Raw genomic sequence first — 23508 nt, 5'->3', positions numbered from 1 at the left:
AATCTATTTTATTAAGGGAAAAGCTTGAACATCTGAAAAGGTAAATCGGCCTGGTAAGCCGAATAATATACCGTACTGAGATAAAGAAAGGATGATCATTCAATGGGTAAAAGTAAATTTTTTGTTAGCGTAGCAGCTGGTGCTGCAATCGGAGGAGCTATTGCACTATTAGACAGCAGAACACGCCAGGAAATGTCTTCCTGGGCAAGCTATGTGATTGCACTGGCGAAAGATCCAGAACAGCTGACCAATTCATCACGCGAGCTGATCGACCGCGCGACGGAAACGGCACAGAAAATTAATGAAGACGTTTCTTTTATTAAAGGCAAAGTAGATGATTTAAAAGAGCTGACGCCAGAGGTAAAAGATCTTGTGGAAGAAACAAAATCTACTTTTGTACCGGAAGAGCAAGGTCCAGCCGCCTCATCACCGAGCGCAACCAACCCGTCGTTATAACGGAGGAGAGTTCTATTGGCCGATCAAACAGACAAAAAATCAGCATTTCGAATTTTTATTAAACATCTGCTCAGACGTATTAAAGCGTCCGATGTACCGGGTGTCGCTGCGCAAATGGCTTACTTTTTCCTGCTGGCGCTGTTTCCATTGCTGATCTTTATGGTAACGCTGCTTGGATACCTGCCCATTGACCCAAACGAAGTATTTAACGTAATCAAAGATTTTGCACCTTCTGATTCGTTAAGTCTCGTACAGGACACATTGCAGGAAGTAACGTCTAATCAAAACGGCGGCTTATTATCTGTCGGTATTTTAGGGACTATCTGGTCAGCGTCTAATGCGATGAACGCGGTTATCAAAGGGTTGAACCACGCGTATGACGTAAAAGAAACAAGAGCTTTTTATGTTGCACGTGGGCTATCCATTTTATTAACTTTCGCTTTCATTTTTGTAATTGCCGTTATGCTGATTCTGCAAGTATTTGGTGCTCAGATTGGTGAATTGGCATTTGAGTTCTTCGGTATGGGCGATGAGTTTTTAGTCCTGTGGACATGGATTCGTTTCCTGCTTCCGCCGGTTGTTTTGTTTTTAGTGTTTGCCGGCTTATATTACCTGGCACCAAATTTAAAGGTCAAGTATGTGACTGTACTGCCCGGAGCGATTTTTGCTACGATAGGCTGGATTATCGTTTCGCTCGGTTTTTCATTTTATGTGAATAACTTCGGTAATTATTCAGCTACTTATGGAAGTATCGGGGGCGTCATCATTTTAATGATCTGGCTTTACTTGTCGGCCATGATTATTCTTGCCGGCGGTGAAATCAACGCCCTTCGGAACGATCAAAAACGTGGAGCCGTATAAAAAACCCTGCTTGAGATTCCTCAAGCAGGGTTCTTTTAACTTTGTTTTAGTAATCTCAATCCATTTAAAATAACGAGGATAGTGCTTCCTTCGTGGCCAATCACGCCAAATGGCAAATCAAGCACTTGAAAAAAGTTCGAAATGATTAAGAGAATAATAACGGAAATGGAAAAGACAATATTCTGTTTCACAATTTTTTGCATTTTGTTAGACAGCTTAATGGCATCCGCAATTTTAGGAAGGTCGTTTTTCATTAAAACAATATCCGCTGTTTCAAGAGCCACATCTGACCCCTCACCCATGGCAATGCCAACAGAAGCCGAAGCCAGAGCGGGCGCGTCGTTGATGCCGTCACCAACCATTGCAACTGTGCCATATGTTTCGAGCAGTTTTTTAATTTGGTCTACTTTATGCGCTGGAAGACACTCGGCAATATAGGCATCAAGAGAGGCCTCGGCGGCTATTGCCTGTGCTGTTTTTTCGCTGTCGCCGGTCAGCATCACAGTGAAAATGCCTTGTTCCTGCAACGTTTTAAGCGCTTGTTTTGTTTCTTCGCGGATAATATCCTGCAGGGCAATAAGGCCAGCAATACCTTTTTCATCTGCAACGTAAATGGTTGTTTTACCCTCTTCCGCAAATTGAAGAGAGGCGCCTTCTGCAAAAGCAGCGGCTTTTTCTCCTCCTACAAAGTCGGCTTTTCCAATTTTCCATTTCTTAGCACCGACTGTTCCTGTTACGCCCCAGCCTGCCGTATCTTCAACTTGCTCGGAAGGAGTGAAGAAGATGTTTTCCTGTGTTACATAACGTACAACGGCGTGGGCAAGAGGGTGATTCGAACGGCTTTCAATGGAAGCAGCCGCTTCAAGCAGTTCTGCACGCGTAATATCCTCACGAACAATCACATTCGTTACCTCGGGTTTACCGCGTGTTAGTGTACCGGTTTTATCAAAAGCAATAGCTTTTATATGACTTAAATTTTCAAGGTGAGCCCCGCCCTTAAACAGAATGCCGTGACGAGCGCCTGTAGAGATAGCTGACAGTGTAGCCGGCATAATAGAGGCTACCAGAGCACAAGGGGATGCTACCACAAGGAGAACCATTGCCCGGTAAAATGTTTCTGTCCAGCTCCAGCCGAGCAAGTAGTGCGGCAGAAACATCATAAGTGCTACAACGGCAAGCACTACTTTAACATACATACCCTCAAACCGTTCAATAAATTGCTGGGAAGGTGATTTTTCACTTTGGGCTGACTGTACCAGATCGATAATTTTTTGGAACAATGTTTCATCTGCTTTTTTTGTCACCTCAACGTAAACAGATCCAGTCATATTAACGGTTCCGGCAAATACATCCTCTCCCGCTTCTTTTGAAACAGGCATGGATTCACCGGTAATAGCAGCTTCATCAATAGTGGTATAGCCCTTTGAAATGCGGCCATCTGCCGGCATACGTTCACCCGGCTTTACAACAATGATGTCACCCCGTCTTAATTCGGAAACATGAATATGCTCCTCAAATCCATCCCGAACAACAAGAGCGGTATCCGGCTGGATCTCCATAAGCGCGGAAATTTCCCGCTGGCTTTTATTCATTGTGTACGTTTCAAGAGCCCCGCTTACTGCAAAAATAAAAATTAAAATAGCACCTTCTGTCCAATAGCCGATTGCGGCTGAACCAGCTGCGGCCAAAATCATCAGCATTTCTACGTTTAATTCCCGGTCTTCAATGGTAGCTTCTATGCCTTCTTTTGCTTTTGCATACCCGCCGATCAGAAAAGCGGACAGGTAAAAAACAACGGAAACAGTATCAGCGCCGCTTCGGTCCAGTAGCCATCCTGCTAAAATAAGCAGGCCGCTGAACAGGGCAGCAATTAATTCCATATGCTGGGTAAGCTCTCCGAACCATTTTTTTGCTGTCGGCTGATTCTCAATATATGTAGTCATTAAATCCTCCTCCTTATCTAATTGAGAATAAAGATCATCCTGTTGATGATGATTATCATTACCAAAACCTTTAATGATAAGGGATTTCAATTAGAATAAATTAATTTTTATTTTATAATAATTATAATGTATAAGTATCATAACATAATTAACAAAAGATGCAAGAGCCAATAAAAGCGGCTGATTGAAGGAAATGTTTTGTGCAAAAGAATTAAAGCGAATTTTCGGTTAGAAAAGAGGGAAAATAATTCAGGCTGTTGTGTTAAGGAGCGGAAAGAGCGGGTATGATGACTAAGTATTAAGTGGTTTATTTTGACGTATTGGAGTGTGGGATTATGGGAAAAGTGTTTGCTGTTATGATTGCTGCGGGTTTACCGCTGGCAGTTGCAGGGTCACTTTTACACTGGCCGAGTGTGGTCATGTTTGTTATTTGCAGTGCAACGGTGATTGCACTGTCCAGCTATATGGGAAGAGCGACTGAGAGCCTGGCTATTGTTGTTGGACCACGTGTAGGCGGGCTTTTAAATGCAACATTTGGCAATGCCGTTGAACTTATTATTTCTATTTTTGCTTTGAAAGCAGGACTGATCGGCGTTGTTCTTGCATCATTAACCGGTTCCGTTCTTGGAAATCTGCTTCTTGTAGGAGGACTTTCCTTTTTTATGGGTGGTTTAAAATATAAGCGCCAGACATTCAGTGTATATGACGCGCGCCATAATTCAGCACTGCTTATTTTTGCCGTTATAGTGGCTTTTGTGATTCCGGAAATTTTTTCTCTTTCAATGACTGAAGCCAAAACATTGAATTTAAGTGTAGGGATTTCGATCGTGATGATTGCTATTTATTTAGCTGGATTGTTCTTCAAGCTTGTCACCCACCGCGGCGTATATGCTACTGAGAACAATGAGTCACATCATGAAGAAGTACCAGAATGGGGAAAGAAAAAAGCGATTATTATTTTACTTGCAGCAACGGCTGCAGTCGCCTATGTAGCTGAAGGGCTGGTTCATACCTTTGAATCGGTTGGAGAACAGTTTGGCTGGTCTGAATTGTTTATCGGGGTCATCATCGTTGCCATTGTCGGGAACGCAGCCGAACACGCGTCTGCTATTTTGATGGCTATGAAAAACAAGATGGATGTAGCCGTTGAAATTGCGATTGGCTCAACGCTTCAAGTGGCCATGTTTGTGGCACCGGTGCTTGTGCTTGTGTCGCTTCTTTTTCCAACTCCAATGCCGCTTGTTTTCACCGTGCCGGAGCTTGTCTCCATGATTACCGCCGTGTTTTTAGCGATCAGCATTTCTAACGATGGGGAAACAAACTGGTTTGAAGGGTTGACACTTCTCGCCGCATACTTCATCATGGGCATTGGCTTTTACTTGCTGTAAGGAAAGAAAGGGAGAGCAGACTTGAAACCAATTCACGATAAAGAAAAGCAGGTTGTTTACTTAAAAGAACGGTTGAACATCTTTATGGAGGTACTGGATTCAATTGATCCGGAAGAAACAGAAGTGGAAGATATCGACCGTTTAATTGAAATGATTGATGATATCGAATTAAAATGTGAACAGTTTCGCGGGCGCGGCTGATAAAAAAGACGATCCTTACAAAAGGGTCGTCTTTTTTATTGGTACAACACGGTTTAAATTACATCTCTCTGAAACCGTTTGCGATTTTTTCTTTTAAACCTTTTGCCGCAGGCGTATAATAGGAATGGCAGCATCAGTTTTGTACATAAGGAAAATCCTGAGGGGGAACTGCATAATGAATTTAGAAACATTTCAGCAAAGCATGTATACGTTAATTGTCGAAACATCAACGAACCTTCCAAAAGATGTACGCCGGGCTGTAAAGCGGGCAAAAGAGCTTGAAAACGCCGGTACAAGGGCGGCGATGAGTCTTGACACGATTACAACAAATATTAAGATGGCGGACGATAATATTTCACCTATCTGCCAGGACACGGGAATGCCGACATTTAAAGTGAAAACACCGGTCGGCGCCAACCAAATACATATTCAAAAAGCTATTTATACAGCGATTGAACAGGCAACAAAGGACGGAAAGCTTCGTCCGAATTCCGTTGATTCACTGGATGGTTCAAACAGCGGCAACAACCTTGGTCCGGGAACGCCAGTTATTAAATTTGAACAATGGGAAGAGGACTACATTGACGCGCGCCTTATTTTAAAAGGAGGCGGCTGTGAAAATAAAAATATTCAGTACAGCCTTCCATGTGAACTTGAAGGGCTTGGCAAAGCCGGGCGTGATTTGGACGGTATTCGAAAATGCATTATGCATTCTGTTTATCAGGCACAGGGACAGGGCTGTTCGGCCGGCTTTATCGGTGTTGGGATTGGCGGGGATCGTTCATCTGGATACGATTTAGCAAAAGCACAGCTGTTCCGCGGCGTAGACGATGTAAATGAAAATGAAGAGCTGCGCAAGCTTGAGGAGTATGTATTAAAGCATGCCAATGAGCTTGGTATTGGTACAATGGGCTTCGGCGGCGAAACAACGCTGCTTGGCTGTAAAATTGGTGTAATGAACCGGCTGCCGGCCAGCTTCTTCGTTTCTGTTGCTTACAACTGCTGGGCGTATCGCCGTTTAGGGGTAGCGGTGAATGCGGAAACAGGTGAAATCAAGGAATGGTTCTACCAGGACGGAGCCGATGTATCATTTGATTCAGCACAGCCTGAAGAGCAGGAAGTAAAATCAGAAAGCCGGGTTGTCACACTGGAGGCGCCGATTACTGAAGAACAAATTCGTGAGTTGAAAGTCGGCGACGTCGTTCAAATTAATGGAATGATGTATACAGGCCGTGATGCGATCCATAAACATTTAAGCACTGCTGACAGTGCGCCGGTTGATTTGAACGGCCAGGTGATTTATCACTGCGGCCCGGTCATGCTTAAGGATGAAGACGGACAGTGGCACGTGAAAGCAGCCGGTCCAACAACGTCTATTCGCGAGGAACCGTATCAGGGGGATATTATGAAGCGTTTTGGTATTCGCGCCGTTATCGGAAAAGGTGGCATGGGGCCAAAAACACTTCAGGCGCTTGGTGAGCACGGAGGCGTTTATTTAAATGCGATTGGTGGTGCCGCGCAGTATTACGCTGATTGCATTAAAGGGGTAGAAGGCGTCGATTTAATGCAGTTCGGTATTCCAGAAGCTATGTGGCATCTGCGTGTAGAAGGATTCACAGCTGTTGTAACAATGGATTCACACGGAAACAGCCTGCATGAAGAAGTAGATAAATCATCTCTTGAAAAATTAGCGAAATTTAAAGAACCTGTTTTTGCTTAAGAAAAGCCGGCCCTGTGCCGGTTTTTTTGTTTGAAATATCTTTCCACGGATGAATAGTTCTTATCCGGCACATCTTATTTTTAAAAGGATGGTGCTAAGATGAGACAATTTATTATGTTTGTCGTTTTTCTTTTTATGCTGCCCGTTATTGCGGTGTCGTCAGAAGCCGTTCACTGGGGATTTCAAAAATCGTCGGACGGCCGCCCCGCGGAAGCAGGCGCTCAGCTCGATGACATGCTTGCGAAATACGATTCTTTTTATAAGGGAAGCCCAAAGAAAAAAGTTGTTTATTTAACATTTGATAACGGATATGAAAATGGCCACACAAAAAGTATTTTAAACACGCTTAAAAAAGAAAAGGTACCAGCTGCTTTTTTCGTAACCGGCCACTATGTGGATAGTGCGCCTGATTTGCTTAAGCGGATGGTGAAAGAAGGACACATCATTGGCAACCACTCATGGCATCATTATGACTTAACAACGGTACCAAGCAGTACAGTGGTGGAGGAATTTAAGTCGGTTGAGAAAAAAGTAGCCAAGCTGACAGGACAGAAGAAAACAAAGTATGTACGGCCTCCACGCGGCATTTTTTCGGAAAATGTACTGAAAACTGCGCAAAAAGCGGGCTACACACACGTAATGTGGTCACTGGCTTATGTGGACTGGTACGCAGATCAGCCGAAGGGGAAACAGCATGCATATGATGAAATCATGAAGCAGATGCACCCAGGTGCAGTTATTATGCTGCACAGCGTATCCAAGGATAATGCAGAGGCATTGCCAGATGTTATTCGTGATTTAAAAAAGAAAGGCTATACATTCAAGTCACTTGACCAGTTTGCCGGTGCTTAACGCCCGGCTTCTTTTGATTGGCAGGGTTCTGTGATACAGTTAAACGTGAGGTGACGAAATGAATAATGGGATTGACATGAAACCGGGACAAACGTTCCCGCTTACAATAAAACGATTAGGGATTAACGGAGAGGGCGTCGGTTATTTTAAACGCAAAGCTGTTTTTGTTCCAGGAGCGCTTCCGGGAGAAGAGATTACAGCAGAAGCAGTAAAGGTGATGCCAAAGTTTACAGAAGCAGTTGTTAAAAAATTGCGCAAGCCTTCATCGGACCGTGTAACCCCGCCGTGCGATATTTATGAAGAATGCGGCGGCTGCCAGCTGCAGCACCTTAGTTATGAAGGGCAGCTGCGGGAGAAAAAAGAGCTGGTTATCCAGGCGCTTGAGCGCTATACCTCTTTTAATATAGATAAGCTGCCAATCGGGGATACGATCGGCATGGACGATCCCTGGCGTTATCGAAACAAAGCCCAGTTTCAAACAGGTATACAAAAAGGAAAAATGATCGCCGGCTTGTACAGCACCAATTCAAACCAGCTTGTAAATATTGAAGAGTGTATTGTTCAGCACAAGGTGATCGATGAAACAATCCGTCTTGCCAGAAAATTAATGAATAAGCTGTCCATTCCGGTATATAGCACCAAAAACAAGCAGGGTGTTAAAACGATTGTGGTTCGGTATGGCTTCGAGACAGGGGAAGTACAAGCTGTTATCGTAACAGGAGATAAAGCATTCCCGAAAGCAGCGGAGCTTGCCCGGCAGCTGATGGCACAGAAGCCGCGTGTAAAATCGGTTGTACACAATGTAAATCCGGGTAACACCCATCTTGTTATGGGGGATGTTTCCAAAACAATCGCAGGAAAAGACACGATTTCAGAAGAGCTGGGCGAATTTGAATATGAATTGTCTGCACGTGCTTTTTTTCAGTTAAACCCGGTGCAGACGAAAAAATTGTACGATGAAGTGAAAAGAGCTGCTAATGTGCAGCCGGCAGATAAAGTCGCAGATGCTTACTGCGGTTCGGGCACAATCGGTCTCTGGATCGGAAAGAACGCGGCAGAAGTGCGTGGAATGGATACAATCGCAGCATCGATTAAAGATGCACGTGCCAATGCCGAAAAGTACGGTGTTAAAGCAACATATGAAGTCGGTGCTGCAGAAAAATGGCTGCCAATCTGGAAGGAAAAAGGCTGGCTGCCGGATGTGCTTGTGACCGATCCTCCGCGGACAGGACTGGATCCGAAACTGATTCGAACGATTAAGCAAATCAAGCCGTCTGTATTTGTTTACGTATCCTGCAACCCGTCTACACTGGCAAAAGATTTAACAGAGCTTGCCTCTGTTTATAAAATTGAAAGCATTCAGCCGGTCGATATGTTTCCGCAGACGGCTCAGGTAGAGACAGTAGTGAAGCTTGTTGCAAAAACGAAATCATGATCAGCAGTCTGTTGGTTTTTACAGCGGTTTATTTGGAAAAACGCATGGTTATATAAGCTGGAATGAACAGTTTATGTAAGAGAGGAAAGCACGAAACAACATACGTTTCGTGCTTCAGTCTGTTGATAAACGCTCGCTTTCGGCGTCACTTGCCAGCTGTGAATGCTCATGACCCACAAAAGGTCACTCCGCTTCCCAGCCGGCCGCGTTCCTTGAAAGCCAAACGTTTTCAATCAGCCTGCTTTCTAACTTTGTCTATATTTTCAAGCACGAAACAAAATACGTTTCGTGCTTTTTTCTTTAATTTGGATATAGATCATTCAGTGCTCCGCGAATGAGAGGAAATTGAAAAACAAAGCCAGCATTCGTGAGTTTTTGTGGCAGCACGCGCTGACCGTCCAGGACAACGGTGCTCATTTCACCAAGCGCCATTTTCAGCACCGATTCAGGAACGAGTAGCCAGTGCGGGCGGCCAAGCACCTTTGAAAGTGTTTTGCCAAGGTCGTTCATCCTCACGGGAGTTGGTGCCACTACATTCATTGGTCCTTCTATTGTTTCATGCTCTGCTGCAAATCGAATGGCTCTGGCAACATCCCATACGTGAATCCAGGACATCCACTGGCGGCCCGAGCCGATTTTGCCGCCTGCACCTATTTTATAAGGAGCGGCCATACGGGGGAGTGCCCCGTCTTCTGTACCTAATACGACACCAAACCGGGCCAGTACCGTTCGAATTCCGGCTTTGTCCGCTTCGATAGCTTCACGCTCCCATCTGTTGACAACATGGCTTAAAAACCCGCTGCCGGCTACATTGGATGATTCAGTAAAAATATCCGTGTCAGACACCGGATAAATACCGATCGCACTCGCATTAATAAAAGCTGCAGGTTTTTGCTTGAGCGTCTTCATAATTCGGATCATTTCACGGGTAGCGGTTATACGGCTGTTCAATATTCTTTTTTTTCTTTCTTCAGTCCAGCGCCCGCTATTAATAGATTCACCGGCCAGATTAATAAATACGTCTGTTCCTTCTAGCGCAGCTTCCGGGTTTGCCCCGTCTACGAGCCATTTTACATAGTGCAGGTGTTCTTCTTCCTTCTTATTTCCGGGATTTCGCGTTAAAATAGTAACATCGTATCCGTGGCGGATCAGCTCGTTTGTCAGCTCTTTGCCGACAAATCCTGTTCCGCCTGCGATCACTGCTTTCATTATGAAGACCTCCAGTCTTTTGCTATATAGTATTTTACCTTTTCATCTGGAAAAACAAACTAAATGAATGTGCCAAGGAGGCTGTAAATGGGCGTAGTAACGAAAGTAGCGGTACAGCAAAAGCGCATCGACCGCTATAATATAGATATTGACGGCAATTATGCATTCAGCGCTGATGAAGCGGTCCTGATAGAATTTAATTTGAAAAAAGGACTCGTACTGACCGAAGCAGACATTGAAACAATTACTGTGCGCGATGGTGTTTATCGCGGCGTCAACACAGCCATTCAATTTTTATCTCTTCGCATGCGGTCAAAAAAAGAAGTGATCGATTATTTGAAAAAAAAAGAAATCGATCCGGGTGCCTGGGAAGAAATTATGGGGCGACTGGAGTCGATGGGTTATTTGAATGATGAACAGTTTGCAGATGCCTATATTAAGACGCAGATTCAAACAACAGAAAAAGGGCCAAAGCTAATCCTGCGCGAGCTGAAGGAAAAAGGCATCGACGATCATACGGCGTCCCTTTTAATCGGGCAGTATACCGAAGAAGATCAGCTGGAGAAAGCAGCTGCCCTGTTTGAAAAGCAGCTCAAAAAATTCAAGCGGGATTCTGCTTTTTTGCAGCAAAAAAAAGCAGAGCAGTACCTGGTGACAAAAGGATACTCTATTGATATTGTGAAAAGGGCTGCAACAGCTGCCGAGCCGGACAAGGAAGTGGAAATGGAGGCATTAATGCACCAGGCGGAAAGAGCGCATCGGCGCTATCGGTCGCTTGAAGAGAGAGAGTATCGTCATAAGATGAAGGCGGCACTTTATCGAAAAGGATTTGATTTATCAGACATAGATCAGGCGATTGACCGCCTGTTAGAAGAACAATAAAAGGGGACGAGCGAGCATGGAACAGGAAAAACGATATAGCGGTATGAATGAAACGGAATTAAAGCAGGAAATTGCCCGGCTTCGGGAAAAAGCACGGAAAGCAGAGCAGCTTGGTATTGTAAATGAATTTGCCGTGTATGACCGAAGAGTAACAATGGCGCAGGCCTATTTGATGAATCCAGATGATTTTGAACCGGGAAGACTGTATGAGTTAACGACTGATCCAGGCCAATACTTTAAAGTGGAGTACATGAATGGTGTTTTTGCCTGGGGGTACCGTTTAAACGGAGATGGAAGAGAAGAAGGCATCCCTATTTCGCTATTAAATAAAGGAGTGTAATCAGAATGGAAGAAACATTTCAAGCATTAACAAAGCGGCTGCTTGAGAAAAACAGCCGCCTGTCTACTGCCCGTGCTAGAACGTGGGTCGAACTTTTATGGGAAGATTTTGAAGCGACCTACGCCAAGGCGGGCTATGAGTATCAAGGAAAAGAACGGACTGAGAAAATGGTTGCTCAGCTGATCGACAGCTACGGTGCAAACCTGCATGAGTTTGCTGCCCGCAACCCGAAATATAAACATTTACTGGATGACTCTAATGATGTCACTCATTAATCACCGGGTAAGAAGGTTAATTTCTTGCGAAGCTTTTCTTCACTGAAAATCCAGCCTGTATACGAACCGATAATGTTGTAATCCATATCAAGCTTCACAACCGCGACAAACGGATAGTACTCTTTACTGCGATAGCGAAGATCAATAAATTTTACCTCGTAGCAGTCATCGTATTCAGACATTTCCCACCGGTAAACAGGTGAGAAGTGAAGGAAGGCATCTAAATTTTTATCCCTTTTGGCCGCCTGGAACAATGGTGTATCCGGCACAGGAACACGTTTATATTTATCAAGAATCGTTACTGAACGGCGGTAGCCTCTCGCCACATAAAAGTGCTGTGGTGATTTTACGGCAATCCGCCATTGATTAAAGCGCATGGTGGGTGCGATAATAATTTCTTCCGCATCTGGAATCAAACGGCGGACGGACTCGCGTATCGCTCCCTGCATTTGAAAGCGGAGCACGTAATAAACAAATAAAACCGCATATACAACGACGAACGTGAAGGCGGGGTCAAAACCGGCCAACCACCAGAGCAAAAGTCCAATTACATGCATGGTAAAAATAAACGAATCAAATGTGTTGATGACACCAAGAGCCACCCAGCGAGAGGAAAACGGGCGAAGTGCCTGTGTACCATACGCATTAAAGATATCAACAAATACATGCAGGAAAACTGCGATTTGTGCCCAGAGCCAGAGGTGGAATACATCGGCTTCTCTAAAAAGCAAAAACAGTACACCTGTAATGAGAAGGGGCCACATTAAAACCGCTGGAATAGAATGGGTAGCGCCCCTATGGTTTCGAATGTAAACCGCGTTATTGCGGAGTTTTAAAACAGTGTCAATATCAGGGGCCTGCGAACCGATGACAGCGGCTGTCATAACGGCGTATTTAGTGGCAGGATCTGCGGCAACGACTGGATCAAGTGTTGCAAGACCGCCGAGTGCAAAGCCCATGACGATATGCGTGCCAGTATCCAATAAGGACAGCCTCCTTTTTAAAAAAGTCTCATACAAGTGGTATTCCCGAATTCAAGTCTATTGTAACATGGAGAAAGCAGAGGGAGGATTAATTTGCTGGAAAACCGTACATTAGAGCAAATGAACATCAAGAAATTTCAACAGGATTTAGTCAACTGGTACGAAGCAGAAAAGCGTGATTTGCCATGGCGGCATGAACGCGATCCATATAAAATTTGGGTTTCCGAAATTATGCTTCAGCAGACGCGAGTGGAAACCGTTATTCCCTATTTTAACCGGTTTATGGACCAGTTCCCGACGGTTGAATCATTAGCAGCGGCCGATGAAGAAGCTGTAATGAAAGCGTGGGAGGGCCTCGGATATTATTCGCGTGTCCGTAATTTGCAGTCGGCTGTTCAGGAGGTCTCAGAGCGTTATGGCGGCACCGTACCGTCTGACAGAGATGCTTTTCTGGCCCTTAAAGGAGTAGGACCTTATACAGGCGGAGCAGTGCTGAGCATCGCTTATGGGCTGCCTGAGCCGGCAGTAGATGGCAATGTTATGCGTGTTTTGTCCCGTATTTTAACAATATGGGACGATATCGCCAGGCCATCTACGCGCAAAGTATTTGAAGAAGCGGTTCGCCGCTTGATTTATACAGAAGACCCGTCCTCGTTCAATCAGGCTTTGATGGAGCTGGGAGCCATAATCTGCACACCGACATCACCATCCTGTTTATTGTGCCCGGTTCAAAATCATTGCCAGGCATTTGAGGAAGGTGTCCAGCGTGAATTACCGGTGAAAACAAGAAAAAAATCAGATAAAAAATGTCGAATGGCTGCTGTTGTTTTGGAGGCAGCAGACGGAACAGTCCTGATTGAAAAAAGACCGGAAACCGGTTTGTTAGCAAAGCTATGGCAATTTCCTAATATGGAGCTGCCTGCAGGAACAAACCCGCGCGGTGCTTTAACCTCGTACATGGAAACAGAATACGGTATGACGGTTCATATTGGATCGGAAAAAGTAACAGATATCACACATGTTTTTACTCATTTAACGTGGGAAATTGATGTTTACGTCGGGACAGTTGATGTAAAGGTACAAAAAGACCGGACGGCATTTGTGCCGGTTCAGGAAGTAGAAACCTATGCGTTTCCGGTTTCCCATCAAAAAATTTGGAAGCATGTGAAAGGAATGGGCAAATGAAAACAGCACTTGTAACAGGATCAAGCCGAGGCATCGGCAAAGCCATTGCTATTGCGCTTGCAAAGCAGGGATATGACATCGTTATAAATTATGCACGCAGCAAAACAGCGGCCGACGAAACGGCAAAAGAAATTGAAGCACTTGGCCGCCGCGCTTTAGTTGTTAAAGCAAACGTTGGTGACACGACAAAGATCAAAGCGATGTTTGAGATCATTCGCCAGGAATTTGGCCGCCTCGATCTTTTTATTAATAACGCAGCCTCAGGCGTGCAGCGTCCAATTATGGAGCTTGAAGAAAAGCACTGGGATTGGACGATGGATATTAACAGCAAGGCTCTTTTATTTTGTGCACAGGAAGCGGCAGCATTAATGGAAAAAAACGGCGGAGGCTCCATTATCAGCATTAGCTCGCTCGGTTCGATTCGTTACTTGAAAAACTATACAGCAGTTGGTGTGTCAAAAGCAGCTGTGGAAGCATTGACCCGTTATTTATCGGTAGAACTGGCATCGAAAAACATTGTAGTAAATGCTGTATCAGGCGGAGCCATCGACACAGAGGCGCTGAAGCACTTTTCAAATCGTAATGAAATTTTGGCGGATGCCAGGGAAAATACGCCGGCTGGCCGCATTGTGGAAATCGATGATATTGTACAGACCGTCCTGTTTTTAGCGTCACCAGGTGCATTCATGATTCGCGGACAGACGATTATTGTGGACGGTGGGCGTTCACTTCTTGTTTAATTTTTTGTGCATAACCTCTCCTCTTTTTGGTCAATATAATCAACGTGGAGCAGGCAAGGGCCACAAATAAACTGCAGAGGTGAAGAACATGCCAAACAATCGTAACAAAACAACAGCCGGCACAGACGTAAACGTAGTGAAAAAGCAAAATGCTGCATCTGCTCAAGGCCAAGGCCAGAACTATGCAGAAGAATTTGCTTCTGAAACAAATGTGCAGGAAGTGCAACAACAAAACGCGAAATCTGCAGCACGTAAGAAAAACTCCACAACAAACGGCTAAAAAGCCAAACAAACGAAGCTCCGGCAATGATGCCGGGGCTTCATTTGTTTTCATTTGTCCTTTTAACCGGTATAATAAAAAAGAAACGTTTTACCGTCCGTGCAAGAAGGGAATAAAAAAAAGCATGTGACGCTGGAAAGTAGGGGACAACGATGGAGATTCCTGCAGAAGGTGAATCGGTTCAGATTCACAGCTACAAGCATAATGGCCACATTCATCGGGTGTGGGAAGAAACAGTTGTCGTAAAAGCAACTGAAAATATTGTAATTGGCGGTAATGATCGGACAATTGTAACAGAATCAGACGGACGTACGTGGGTAACACGCGAGCCGGCGATCTGCTACTTTCACACACGCAAATGGTTTAATGTGATTGGCATGCTGCGTGCAGATGGCATTCACTATTATTGCAACATCAGTTCACCATTCGTGTTTGACCAGGGAGCGCTCAAGTATATTGACTATGATCTTGACGTAAAAGTTTTTCCTGATATGACGTACATTCTGCTGGACGAAGACGAGTACCGACAGCACAGCCGTGAAATGAATTACCCGGAAGTGATTGATAAAATCCTGAGGCGAAATATGGATCATCTGCTTCATTTAATCGAGCAGAAAAAAGGGCCATTTTCTCCCGGTTTTATTGAACGCTGGTACGGAAAATATTCTCAGCTGTGCCGCTGAATGCCTGTTGAAGTTCTCAACAGGTTTTTTCGTTGTGGATAAGGGGGGTAAAAATGGATGTAATCAAACGGTATATGCAGTTTGTGAAACCATACAAATGGCAGATTGCTGGTACGCTGGCCATTGGGATTTTAAAATTTGGCATACCGCTTTTGCTGCCCATTTTAATTAAATATGTCATTGATGATATTATCGGCGGTTCCATGAGTGTGGCAGATAAAAAAGAGCAGCTGTATCTGGTTATTGGACTTATGCTCATTTTATTTATCATCATACGGTACCCTGTGGAATATTACAGGCAGTACTTTGCCCAATGGACGGGAAGCAAAATATTATATGATATCCGCGACCGGCTGTTTGCGCATATTCAGCAGCTCAGTTTTAAATATTATGCCAACACGCGTGCTGGTGAAGTGATTTCGCGTGTTATTAATGATGTAGAGCAAACGAAAAACTTTGTTATTACTGGACTGATGAATGTCTGGCTGGATGCTGCGACAATTGTGATCGCCGCTGTTATTATGATGACGATGGACGTGAAATTAACGCTTGTCGCCCTCATTGTGTTTCCTTTTTACGGACTGAGCGTCAAGTATTTCTTTGGCAACCTGCGCCGGCTCACACGTGTGCGCTCACAGGCACTGGCAGAGGTGCAAAGTCATTTGCATGAACGGGTGCAGGGAATGCCGGTCATTAAAAGCTTTGCTATTGAACCGGTGGAACAGGAGCGTTTTCAAAAGCATAACCGAAACTTTTTACAAAAAGCGCTTGATCAAACAGCCTGGAATGCCAAAGCATTTGCTGTAGTTAATACCTTGACCGATATTGCACCGCTTTTAGTCATCGGATATGCGGGTCTTCAAGTCATTGATGGAAACTTAACGGTTGGGACAATGGCGGCTTTTATTGCTTACATTGACCGCTTATATAATCCACTGCGCCGCCTTGTTAACTCATCCACTACGCTCACACAATCCATTGCATCAATGGACCGTGTATTTGAGCTCCTGGATGAAAAATACGATATTACCGATAAAGAAGACGCCGTGGAATGTCGAGATGTAAAAGGCGATATTGTATTTGAGCATGTGGATTTCCGGTACGATGAAAAAGAAGAGCTCGTTTTAAGTGATGTCCACCTGCACGTAAAAGCAGGGGAAACGGTTGCCCTCGTTGGCATGAGCGGCGGCGGCAAGTCATCTCTTGTCAGCCTGATTCCCCGCTTCTATGATGTAACAGACGGCCGCATTTTACTCGATGGTACAGATATCCGGGATTTTAAAGTACGCTCTCTTCGCGATAAAATCGGCATGGTACTGCAGGATAATATTCTCTTCAGCGATTCAGTTCGCGAAAACATTCTGCTTGGGCGCCCTGATGCGACGGAGGAAGAAGTTTTAGAAGCGGCTAAAGCGGCGAATGCACATGATTTTATTATGGCACTGCCGAATGGCTATGAAACAAAAGTTGGTGAACGTGGTGTAAAACTGTCTGGAGGTCAAAAGCAGCGTATTGCGATTGCGCGTGTGTTTTTAAAAAATCCGCCGCTGCTTATTTTGGATGAAGCGACATCCGCTCTTGATTTAGAAAGCGAGCATTTGATCCAGGAAGCGATTGAAGCACTGGCAAAAACAAGGACAACTTTTATTGTCGCGCACAGGTTATCGACAATTACCCATGCAGACCGCATTATTTTAATTGAGCATGGGGAAGTAATTGAAGATGGCTCGCACGATGAGCTAATGAAAAAACAAGGCGGTTACTGGAAGCTGTTTCAGGTCCAGCAATTGAACCAATAAAAAAGCAATGCCAAATACGGCATTGCTTTTTTATTCTTCCTCTTTGTATTCCGGTGCTTCATCATCTGTATGATACTTATAAAAACTTGTCATCAAATGATCCAGATGCTCAAGCTTCTCTCCATACTCTAAAACAGACGATACAATATGAAGAAGATGGATAGAGGAAATGATTTCTTCTTTGTTTTCTTTATAAATCTCATCAGTAAACATGTGCATAAATTCATCCCGGTTCATACACGGCTCAAACAATTCTTCGGAGGTTTCCGTCGTTTTTGCTTTGCCGACAAAGCGGAGAAGCAGGTGCTCATGATAGCTGACAAGGCAATCAAGATGATCCTGCATTGTACGCAGCAATTGAGGGTTTAAATGGTGAAGTTCATTTTCATATTGATTAAGCCGCTGTAGAATATCCATGCTTTTTTTCGTTGTTAAAATAAGCTTTCGATAAAGCACGATTTTCCGCTGTTTTGCTCGAAGATTTTTCTTTAACGGTGTCCGGTCTTCTTTGTAAAGAAGAAACATGTTGTCGATCTTTATTAGCTTTTCACGCTGCCGGACAATATCTTTTTTTAGCAAATAAGATTCAGACGCATTCCGAGAAGTAATACGAATCCACTTCAGGACATCTTCATTTAACTGGTTGATTGAAGAAAACAATTTTGTTTCATACTGCGGCGGCAGAAAAACCAGGTTTACTAAAAACGAAGACAAGACGCCGATTGAGATGTTAAACATGCGAATCATCGAAAATTGGACGAACTGGTCATTTTGTACTTCCATGATCGCGACGATTGTGACAAGGGCGATCGGAATTGATTTTTCAAGCTTGAATTTAAGCAATAAAATAATCGAAATGATCACAGCCATACCAACAATAATAATATGATTTCCAAACACAAGAACGAAAAGGATAGCTAAAACAGCTCCGATAACATTCGCTTGAATTTGTTCAATAACTGTTAAATAAGACCGATAAATATTTGGCTGTATGGCAAATATGGCAGCAATTCCTGCTAAAACTGGTGATGGCAGATTCAGCCACTCTGCAAGGTAAAGAGCCAGTACAATAGCAATTCCCGTTTTGAAAATGCGGGCTCCAAGCTTCATTTGATGAATAATTCCTTTCCTAAAGAATTGTATAAATACGTATTTACCGCAAATTTTTGCGAATCAAACAAACTGTACTATACAACGGAAAGAAAAGCATTGCAAGTAAAAGAAAAGTGAAAAAAAACGCCCTCAAATTGAAGACGTTTCCCTTATGTTAAGATAACGCAGCAAATGCTTCTTCCGCGGCTGTTATTGTTGTTTGAATATCTTCTTCTGTATGCGCCGTCGTCAGGAACCAGGCTTCATATTTAGATGGAGCAAGATTAATACCGCGATACAGCATTTCTTTAAAGAACCTGGCAAACTGCTCTCCGTCTGTTGCTTCTGCCTGCTCGTAATTTACCACTTTTTGATCAGTAAAATAAATCGTCAAGGCTCCTTTTAATCGGTTAATCGTTACAGGAATGTTTGATTTCGCCGCTGCTTGTAAAAGCCCTTCTTCAAGCATTGCTCCAAGCTGATCTAGCTTTTCGTATACACCTTCTTTTTCAATCACTTCCAGGCAGGCAATTCCAGACAGCATGGAAGCAGGATTTCCAGCCATCGTTCCAGCTTGATAAGCGGGTCCGAGAGGGGCAACTTCTTCCATAATATCTGCACGTCCGCCATAAGCGCCGATTGGAAGGCCGCCGCCAATAATTTTTCCAAGCGCTGTTAAGTCCGGTGTGACACCGAGTAAATCTTGAGCACCACCGTACATAAACCGGAAAGCGGAGATTACTTCATCAAAGATAAGTAACGCGCCGGCCGCGTGGGTAAGTCGTTTTACTTCTTCTAAAAAGCCTGGTTTCGGTTCAACGATGCCGAAGTTGCCGACGATCGGTTCGATCATAACTGCCGCTACGTTGTCACCCCATTTTTCGAGTGCTTCTTTTAATGGCTCGGTTTCATTAAACGGAACAGTAATAACTTCCTGGGCGATGCTTTTTGGTACACCGGCGGAATCAGGGGTACCGAGAGTAGAAGGCCCGCTCCCGGCAGCAACAAGCACTAAATCGGAGTGTCCATGGTAGCAGCCCGCAAACTTAATGATTTTATCTCGTTTTGTGTAGGCGCGCGCTACGCGAATCGTTGTCATAACTGCTTCTGTACCGCTGTTCACAAATCGCACTTTATCCAGTGCCGGCATTGCCTGCTTTAGCTTTTTGGCAAATGTAACTTCGTGCTCGGTGGGAGTGCCGAATAAAACACCATTTTGCGCTGCTTTTATGATCGCTTCTGTGATATGCGGATGTGCATGTCCCGTAATAATAGGTCCATATGCTGCCAGGTAATCAATGTATTCATTTCCGTCCACATCCCAAAAGCGAGCACCTGCACCACGTTCCATCGCAACAGGTGAGCCTCCGCCAACTGCTTTGTAGGAACGGGATGGGCTATTTACACCACCAACAATGTGCTTGATTGCTTCTTGGTGAAGCGCATCTGATTTTGAAAAATTCATAATGAAGAGCCTCCTGGTTTGTTTTCCTGTTCCATTGTAGACCTCTTGAGAAAAGGAATCAATGCTTCGCTTTCGAGTTGCCATTTTGGATTCGATTCGCTACGCTAAAAGAAAAAGGAGGAAAGAGCATGCTAGATTTAACAGGAAAACAGGCTCCGTTTTTTGCTTTGCCAGATCAAGAGGGCAGGACGGTCGACCTTACCAGTTTAAAAGGAAAAAACGTTGTTCTTTATTTTTATCCGAAAGATATGACGCCGGGCTGCACCACAGAAGCATGCGACTTTCGTGACCAGAACAGCATGTTTGCCGACTATGATACTGTTGTAATTGGCGTGAGTCCCGATCCAGTGTCGCGGCATCAAAAATTCATTCAAAAGCATGAACTGCCTTTTATATTATTGGCGGATGAGAAACAGGAAGCAGCAGAGGAATATGGTGTCTGGACGCTTAAAAAGAATTTTGGTAAGGAATACATGGGAATTGAACGGTCGACTTTTTTAATTAATAAAGAAGGAATCATTGTGAAAGAATGGCGGAAAGTACGTGTTAAAGGCCACGTAGATGATGTGCTGGCGGCTGTTAAAGAATTGAACTAAAGGAGGTTACACGTTGAACATTTTATTCACATTCCGTCCGCCTCGCGTAATTCAAGCGGACCTTCAAAAAAAATTTCCGAATGAAACTTTTTCATTTTATAAACATATTGATGAAGCACGTCCGCTTCACGAAGCGGAAATTATTGTTACATTTGGCAGAGACCTAACAAAGGAATTAATTGATGAGTGTGAGTCGCTGAAATGGATTATGGTTGTATCAGCTGGTATTGAGGAAATGCCGCTGCAGGCGATCAAGGAGCGGGATATTCTCCTTACGAACGCAAAAGGTATACATAAAACCCCAATGGCGGAATTTACAATCGGATTTATGCTGGATCATGTAAAACGTTTTGCCGAGCTAAGAAGGCTTGAACAAACGGAAACATGGAACAAGCAGCTGCCTCTCGGGGAATTGTACGGAAAAGAAGTCACCCTTCTTGGCACAGGTGCAATTGGCCAGGAGATCGCCCGCCTTGCCAAAGCCTTCCACATGACTACAGTGGGAGTGAATAAAAGCGGGCACCCAGCAGCTGGATTTGACCGCGTTTTTTCCATTGAAGAACTTACAGCAGCTGTCCATAAAGCGGATTTTGTTGTATCCGTGCTGCCGAGTACACCGGATACCGTGGGCGCTTTGCAGTCAGAACACTTTCAAGCGATGAAGAACTCTGCTGTTTTTATTAACATTGGACGCGGGGATCTCGTGTCAGAAACAGTGTTGCTTTCGGCTATCAATGATGAGGAAATTGCCCATGCCTACCTGGATGTATTTGTAGAAGAGCCTCTCTCTGAAGGTCATCCATTCTGGAGGCATCCGGGTATTACAGTCACCCCGCATATTTCCAGTGTGACAGAAAGATATGTTCCACGGGCGATAGAAATTTTTGAACATAATCTTCATTGCTTTATAGACGGCGGTGAGTATGCAAACATTATCGATGTATCAAAAGGATATTAAACCGGCGGTCAGCCGGTTTTTTGTTTGGCATTGACAATATGCCTTAGTTAGCTGTACACTATTTATAAAGATTATAAAGTAATAATCCTTTTCAGAAAGAAAAGAGGTGTCTGTCTTTGTCACATACACATGTACATGAATCTCAAGATCAGCTGAAGGAAGCACTTGATACTTTGAAGCAAACGGGTGTCCGCATTACTCCTCAGCGACATGCGATTCTTGAATTTCTAGTGGAGTCGATGACACATCCAACGGCTGACGATATTTATAAAGCACTTGAAGGGAAATTTCCCAATATGAGCGTGGCCACTGTATACAATAATTTAAGAGTGTTTCGTGAAGTAGGCCTCGTAAAAGAATTAACATATGGTGATACATCGAGTCGTTTTGATTTTGTTACGACCGATCATTATCACGTTATTTGTGAGGATTGCGGTAAAATTGTGGATTTCCACTATCCAGGACTCAATGAGGTTGAGCAGCTTGCAGCTCACGTAACAGGCTTTAAAATTAGTCATCACCGCATGGAAGTATACGGAACGTGTGCAGAATGCAGCCATAAAGATCTTCATTAAAAAACCTCCATCCCATAAGGGTATGGAGGTTTTTTAGCATCCGTTTACTCAAAGCGTTTCTTTTGATTGTATTTTTCATCAAATTCTTTTCCTTCTAAGGAAGCATCAAGCGTTAACGGTTCGCTGCAATGCATACACATGTCTACGCGGCCAAGCACCTTTGTTGGCTTCTGGCAGCTTGGGCAAACTACTTGTACCGCCTTGGTGGACAACATGCCAATCCAAAAATAAACAACGGTGCTGGCCACAATACATAAAAGGCCAAGCAGCATGAAAAGCGTCATGACAAGGGCGCTTTCCCGAAAGAAAATGCCGCCGTACATCACAACAAATCCAATGAAGATCAAGCTTAGGGCAAAGGTGCGAATCTTATTAATTTTGCTGGAATATTTTTTGGCCATGTCTCATCCCCCTATAAATCACTATATCACATAATCATTGTTGGCTTCTGGAAGGAATTCGACATTTTATGTCGAAATTAATCAAAACGAAATTTAAATGTCTGGAGGAAAAGAAGTGGAAGATCTCTTGCGTCCTTTATATCAAGAGCGGACAAGTCAGCAAAACACACTCGGGGTGCTGGCTGTTCAAAAAAATGAACAAAACCGGGCGTTTACGGAAAATTTTGATTCTATTCTGCTTATCATCGTAAAAGAAGCAGAAGAACCTGTATTTATTAAACATTACGTAGATAGAAATGAAGAAACAGCTTCTATGTATATTGTTACAGAAGCACAATTAAAGGAATGGCTTCTTTTAGGCTCAAATCGGAAAGTTATTGAATGGCTATACCATGGACGGATTTTATTTGATCGTAACGAATATGTGCAGGAATTAAAAACAGAAATGCGCGATTTTCCATTTTACGGACGTAAAATTAAAATGACAATCGAATTTGCTAAGCTAATTAAGCGTTATATAGATGGTAAAGCTTTTTTTAATGATGGACATTTTTTAGATGCTTATAATCACGTGCTTCATTCTTTACACCATCTTGCCCGGCTTTCTATTATTGAAAATGGGTTTTACCCGGAACTGACAGTATGGAATCAAGTCCGGCATATTGAACCAGAAATTTATAAGCTTTATGAAGAACTTTTGACAAGCGATGAAAATTTACAAAAAAGATTAGAGCTTCTTTTTTTAGCAAGCGAATTTTTAATTCATTCCCGAACGGAACGTGGAGCTGACCACTTGCTTTCTTTAATGAGAGAAAAAGAATGGTGGACGATCAATGAATTGCTCAATCAAGAAGAAGTGATGCATTATGCAGTCGATCTTGTTACGCTGGTAGAATATTTAATTGACCGGCAGCTTGTCCAAGTTATCTCTGTTCAAACAAAAGGACAGGGTGTATTTCACCGGTACTATCAAGTGAAAAAATAATCGATCTTTTTTTTATAAAAGTGATTGACTTGCAGACCTGTCTAATGGTATATTAATTAGCGTCGCTGATAGGTAAAACAAAAGCGGTCGACAAAATGAAAAATAATGATTGACGCAAGAAAGGCGTCGTGATATTATTTAAAAGTCGCTGTTTGAAGTTTTAAGCGCAACGACGCTAAGTAATATTGAACATTGAAAACTGAA

General features: G+C 43.6%; 25 protein-coding genes. 19 read left to right on the top strand and 6 right to left on the bottom strand.

Annotation, left to right across the window (positions count from 1 at the left end):
- The first annotated feature begins 102 nt into the window (after positions 1 to 102).
- Positions 103 to 456: a hypothetical protein gene (locus tag VP97_RS10400; RefSeq protein ID WP_050181726.1), complete on the top strand. Its 354-nt coding sequence runs from the start codon at positions 103 to 105 to the stop codon at positions 454 to 456.
- A gap of 15 nt (positions 457 to 471) precedes the next feature.
- A complete protein-coding gene (locus VP97_RS10395; RefSeq protein WP_050181725.1) occupies positions 472 to 1317 on the top strand; it encodes a YihY/virulence factor BrkB family protein in 846 nt (281 codons plus the stop codon).
- 35 nt (positions 1318 to 1352) lie between these two features.
- Here the strand turns inward: VP97_RS10395 and VP97_RS10390 are convergent, their stop codons facing one another.
- Entirely contained in the window at positions 1353 to 3260 is a 1908-nt protein-coding gene (locus VP97_RS10390) for a heavy metal translocating P-type ATPase (protein ID WP_050181724.1), read from the bottom strand.
- A 335-nt stretch (positions 3261 to 3595) separates the two neighbouring features.
- Here VP97_RS10390 and cax point away from each other — a divergent pair, with 335 nt between their 5' ends.
- The 5 genes from cax (at position 3596) to rlmD (ending at position 8856) form a co-directional block, all read left to right on the top strand.
- Positions 3596 to 4648 carry a calcium/proton exchanger gene (cax, locus tag VP97_RS10385; RefSeq protein WP_050181723.1) on the top strand — a complete coding sequence of 351 codons (1053 nt, stop codon included), beginning with the start codon at positions 3596 to 3598 and terminating at the stop codon, positions 4646 to 4648.
- 21 nt (positions 4649 to 4669) lie between these two features.
- Positions 4670 to 4849 carry an SE1561 family protein gene (locus VP97_RS10380; RefSeq protein ID WP_050181722.1) on the top strand — a complete coding sequence of 60 codons (180 nt, stop codon included), beginning with the start codon at positions 4670 to 4672 and terminating at the stop codon, positions 4847 to 4849.
- A gap of 175 nt (positions 4850 to 5024) precedes the next feature.
- Positions 5025 to 6569, top strand: a complete 1545-nt coding sequence (locus VP97_RS10375) for a fumarate hydratase (protein WP_050181721.1) — start codon at positions 5025 to 5027, stop codon at positions 6567 to 6569.
- Positions 6570 to 6668: 99 nt separating this feature from the next.
- The gene (gene pdaA / locus VP97_RS10370; RefSeq protein WP_050181720.1) at positions 6669 to 7421 is read left to right on the top strand and encodes a delta-lactam-biosynthetic de-N-acetylase; all 753 of its coding nucleotides are present in this window, start codon (positions 6669 to 6671) and stop codon (positions 7419 to 7421) included.
- Positions 7422 to 7479: 58 nt separating this feature from the next.
- Positions 7480 to 8856, top strand: a complete 1377-nt coding sequence (gene rlmD, locus VP97_RS10365; RefSeq protein ID WP_050181719.1) for a 23S rRNA (uracil(1939)-C(5))-methyltransferase RlmD — start codon at positions 7480 to 7482, stop codon at positions 8854 to 8856.
- A 300-nt stretch (positions 8857 to 9156) separates the two neighbouring features.
- On the opposite strand, the gene VP97_RS10360 is transcribed toward rlmD, so the two are convergent.
- Positions 9157 to 10065, bottom strand: a complete 909-nt coding sequence (locus VP97_RS10360) for a TIGR01777 family oxidoreductase (protein ID WP_050181718.1) — start codon at positions 10063 to 10065, stop codon at positions 9157 to 9159.
- Between the two features lie 87 nt (positions 10066 to 10152).
- Here VP97_RS10360 and recX point away from each other — a divergent pair, with 87 nt between their 5' ends.
- The 3 genes from recX to VP97_RS10345 are packed head-to-tail and all read left to right on the top strand — an operon-like array spanning position 10153 to position 11562.
- Positions 10153 to 10947 carry a recombination regulator RecX gene (gene recX / locus VP97_RS10355; protein ID WP_050181717.1) on the top strand — a complete coding sequence of 265 codons (795 nt, stop codon included), beginning with the start codon at positions 10153 to 10155 and terminating at the stop codon, positions 10945 to 10947.
- A gap of 16 nt (positions 10948 to 10963) precedes the next feature.
- Entirely contained in the window at positions 10964 to 11287 is a 324-nt protein-coding gene (locus VP97_RS10350; protein ID WP_050181716.1) for a YfhH family protein, read from the top strand.
- 5 nt (positions 11288 to 11292) lie between these two features.
- A complete protein-coding gene (locus VP97_RS10345) occupies positions 11293 to 11562 on the top strand; it encodes a YfhJ family protein (protein ID WP_050181715.1) in 270 nt (89 codons plus the stop codon).
- On the opposite strand, the gene VP97_RS10340 is transcribed toward VP97_RS10345, so the two are convergent.
- Entirely contained in the window at positions 11559 to 12545 is a 987-nt protein-coding gene (locus VP97_RS10340; RefSeq protein WP_050181714.1) for a metal-dependent hydrolase, read from the bottom strand. The two genes, VP97_RS10345 and VP97_RS10340, sit on opposite strands and share 4 nt — an antisense overlap.
- 120 nt (positions 12546 to 12665) lie before the next feature.
- Between VP97_RS10340 and mutY the strand changes: the two genes are divergently transcribed.
- The 5 genes from mutY (at position 12666) to VP97_RS10315 (ending at position 17232) form a co-directional block, all read left to right on the top strand.
- Positions 12666 to 13730, top strand: coding sequence for an A/G-specific adenine glycosylase (gene mutY / locus VP97_RS10335; RefSeq protein ID WP_156153470.1), 1065 nt, complete (start codon positions 12666 to 12668; stop codon positions 13728 to 13730).
- Positions 13727 to 14470, top strand: coding sequence for an enoyl-[acyl-carrier-protein] reductase FabL (gene fabL / locus VP97_RS10330; protein WP_050181713.1), 744 nt, complete (start codon positions 13727 to 13729; stop codon positions 14468 to 14470). The genes mutY and fabL overlap by 4 nt, the downstream gene beginning before the upstream one ends.
- An 88-nt stretch (positions 14471 to 14558) precedes the next feature.
- Positions 14559 to 14750: a gamma-type small acid-soluble spore protein gene (locus tag VP97_RS10325; protein ID WP_050181712.1), complete on the top strand. Its 192-nt coding sequence runs from the start codon at positions 14559 to 14561 to the stop codon at positions 14748 to 14750.
- A gap of 152 nt (positions 14751 to 14902) precedes the next feature.
- A complete protein-coding gene (gene ntdP, locus VP97_RS10320; protein ID WP_050181711.1) occupies positions 14903 to 15433 on the top strand; it encodes a nucleoside tri-diphosphate phosphatase in 531 nt (176 codons plus the stop codon).
- A gap of 53 nt (positions 15434 to 15486) precedes the next feature.
- Positions 15487 to 17232 (top strand): ABC transporter ATP-binding protein, encoded by a 1746-nt coding sequence (locus VP97_RS10315; protein WP_050181710.1) that lies wholly within the window; start codon positions 15487 to 15489, stop codon positions 17230 to 17232.
- Positions 17233 to 17262: 30 nt separating this feature from the next.
- Here the strand turns inward: VP97_RS10315 and VP97_RS10310 are convergent, their stop codons facing one another.
- Both VP97_RS10310 and VP97_RS10305 read right to left on the bottom strand, forming a co-directional pair.
- The gene (locus VP97_RS10310; protein WP_050181709.1) at positions 17263 to 18342 is read right to left on the bottom strand and encodes an FUSC family protein; all 1080 of its coding nucleotides are present in this window, start codon (positions 18340 to 18342) and stop codon (positions 17263 to 17265) included.
- Positions 18343 to 18499: 157 nt separating this feature from the next.
- On the bottom strand, positions 18500 to 19789 hold the full coding sequence (locus tag VP97_RS10305) for a glutamate-1-semialdehyde 2,1-aminomutase (RefSeq protein ID WP_050181708.1): 1290 nt from the start codon (positions 19787 to 19789) through the stop codon (positions 18500 to 18502).
- A 128-nt stretch (positions 19790 to 19917) separates the two neighbouring features.
- Between VP97_RS10305 and bcp the strand changes: the two genes are divergently transcribed.
- From bcp to perR, 3 genes are all read left to right on the top strand, one after another.
- Positions 19918 to 20385 (top strand): thioredoxin-dependent thiol peroxidase, encoded by a 468-nt coding sequence (gene bcp, locus VP97_RS10300; protein ID WP_050181707.1) that lies wholly within the window; start codon positions 19918 to 19920, stop codon positions 20383 to 20385.
- A gap of 13 nt (positions 20386 to 20398) precedes the next feature.
- Positions 20399 to 21343 (top strand): D-2-hydroxyacid dehydrogenase, encoded by a 945-nt coding sequence (locus VP97_RS10295; protein ID WP_050181706.1) that lies wholly within the window; start codon positions 20399 to 20401, stop codon positions 21341 to 21343.
- A gap of 116 nt (positions 21344 to 21459) precedes the next feature.
- Entirely contained in the window at positions 21460 to 21918 is a 459-nt protein-coding gene (gene perR, locus VP97_RS10290; protein ID WP_156153462.1) for a peroxide-responsive transcriptional repressor PerR, read from the top strand.
- A 44-nt stretch (positions 21919 to 21962) separates the two neighbouring features.
- On the opposite strand, the gene VP97_RS10285 is transcribed toward perR, so the two are convergent.
- Entirely contained in the window at positions 21963 to 22319 is a 357-nt protein-coding gene (locus VP97_RS10285; protein WP_050181704.1) for a YgzB family protein, read from the bottom strand.
- Between the two features lie 115 nt (positions 22320 to 22434).
- On the opposite strand from VP97_RS10285, the gene VP97_RS10280 reads away from it, so the two are divergent.
- Positions 22435 to 23304, top strand: a complete 870-nt coding sequence (locus VP97_RS10280; RefSeq protein WP_050181703.1) for a nucleotidyltransferase-like protein — start codon at positions 22435 to 22437, stop codon at positions 23302 to 23304.
- Positions 23305 to 23508 lie beyond the last annotated feature (204 nt).

The sequence above is a fragment of the Domibacillus robiginosus genome, from assembly GCF_000966195.1.
GTDB lineage: Bacteria > Bacillota > Bacilli > Bacillales > Domibacillaceae > Domibacillus > Domibacillus robiginosus.
This window is presented reverse-complemented; position numbering and strand designations above follow the sequence as displayed.

Excerpts from the sequence above, each read along its gene's own strand:
- VP97_RS10400 (WP_050181726.1), top strand. The coding sequence starts at position 103 with ATGGGTAAAAGTAAATTTTTTGTTAGCGTAGCAGCTGGTGCTGCAATC.
- VP97_RS10390 (WP_050181724.1), bottom strand. The coding sequence starts at position 3,260 with ATGACTACATATATTGAGAATCAGCCGACAGCAAAAAAATGGTTCGGA.
- cax (WP_050181723.1), top strand. The coding sequence starts at position 3,596 with ATGGGAAAAGTGTTTGCTGTTATGATTGCTGCGGGTTTACCGCTGGCA.
- VP97_RS10375 (WP_050181721.1), top strand. The coding sequence starts at position 5,025 with ATGAATTTAGAAACATTTCAGCAAAGCATGTATACGTTAATTGTCGAA.
- pdaA (WP_050181720.1), top strand. The coding sequence starts at position 6,669 with ATGAGACAATTTATTATGTTTGTCGTTTTTCTTTTTATGCTGCCCGTT.
- rlmD (WP_050181719.1), top strand. The coding sequence starts at position 7,480 with ATGAATAATGGGATTGACATGAAACCGGGACAAACGTTCCCGCTTACA.
- VP97_RS10360 (WP_050181718.1), bottom strand. The coding sequence starts at position 10,065 with ATGAAAGCAGTGATCGCAGGCGGAACAGGATTTGTCGGCAAAGAGCTG.
- recX (WP_050181717.1), top strand. The coding sequence starts at position 10,153 with ATGGGCGTAGTAACGAAAGTAGCGGTACAGCAAAAGCGCATCGACCGC.
- VP97_RS10350 (WP_050181716.1), top strand. The coding sequence starts at position 10,964 with ATGGAACAGGAAAAACGATATAGCGGTATGAATGAAACGGAATTAAAG.
- VP97_RS10345 (WP_050181715.1), top strand. The coding sequence starts at position 11,293 with ATGGAAGAAACATTTCAAGCATTAACAAAGCGGCTGCTTGAGAAAAAC.
- mutY (WP_156153470.1), top strand. The coding sequence starts at position 12,666 with ATGAACATCAAGAAATTTCAACAGGATTTAGTCAACTGGTACGAAGCA.
- fabL (WP_050181713.1), top strand. The coding sequence starts at position 13,727 with ATGAAAACAGCACTTGTAACAGGATCAAGCCGAGGCATCGGCAAAGCC.
- VP97_RS10325 (WP_050181712.1), top strand. The coding sequence starts at position 14,559 with ATGCCAAACAATCGTAACAAAACAACAGCCGGCACAGACGTAAACGTA.
- ntdP (WP_050181711.1), top strand. The coding sequence starts at position 14,903 with ATGGAGATTCCTGCAGAAGGTGAATCGGTTCAGATTCACAGCTACAAG.
- VP97_RS10315 (WP_050181710.1), top strand. The coding sequence starts at position 15,487 with ATGGATGTAATCAAACGGTATATGCAGTTTGTGAAACCATACAAATGG.
- VP97_RS10310 (WP_050181709.1), bottom strand. The coding sequence starts at position 18,342 with ATGAAGCTTGGAGCCCGCATTTTCAAAACGGGAATTGCTATTGTACTG.
- VP97_RS10305 (WP_050181708.1), bottom strand. The coding sequence starts at position 19,789 with ATGAATTTTTCAAAATCAGATGCGCTTCACCAAGAAGCAATCAAGCAC.
- bcp (WP_050181707.1), top strand. The coding sequence starts at position 19,918 with ATGCTAGATTTAACAGGAAAACAGGCTCCGTTTTTTGCTTTGCCAGAT.
- VP97_RS10285 (WP_050181704.1), bottom strand. The coding sequence starts at position 22,319 with ATGGCCAAAAAATATTCCAGCAAAATTAATAAGATTCGCACCTTTGCC.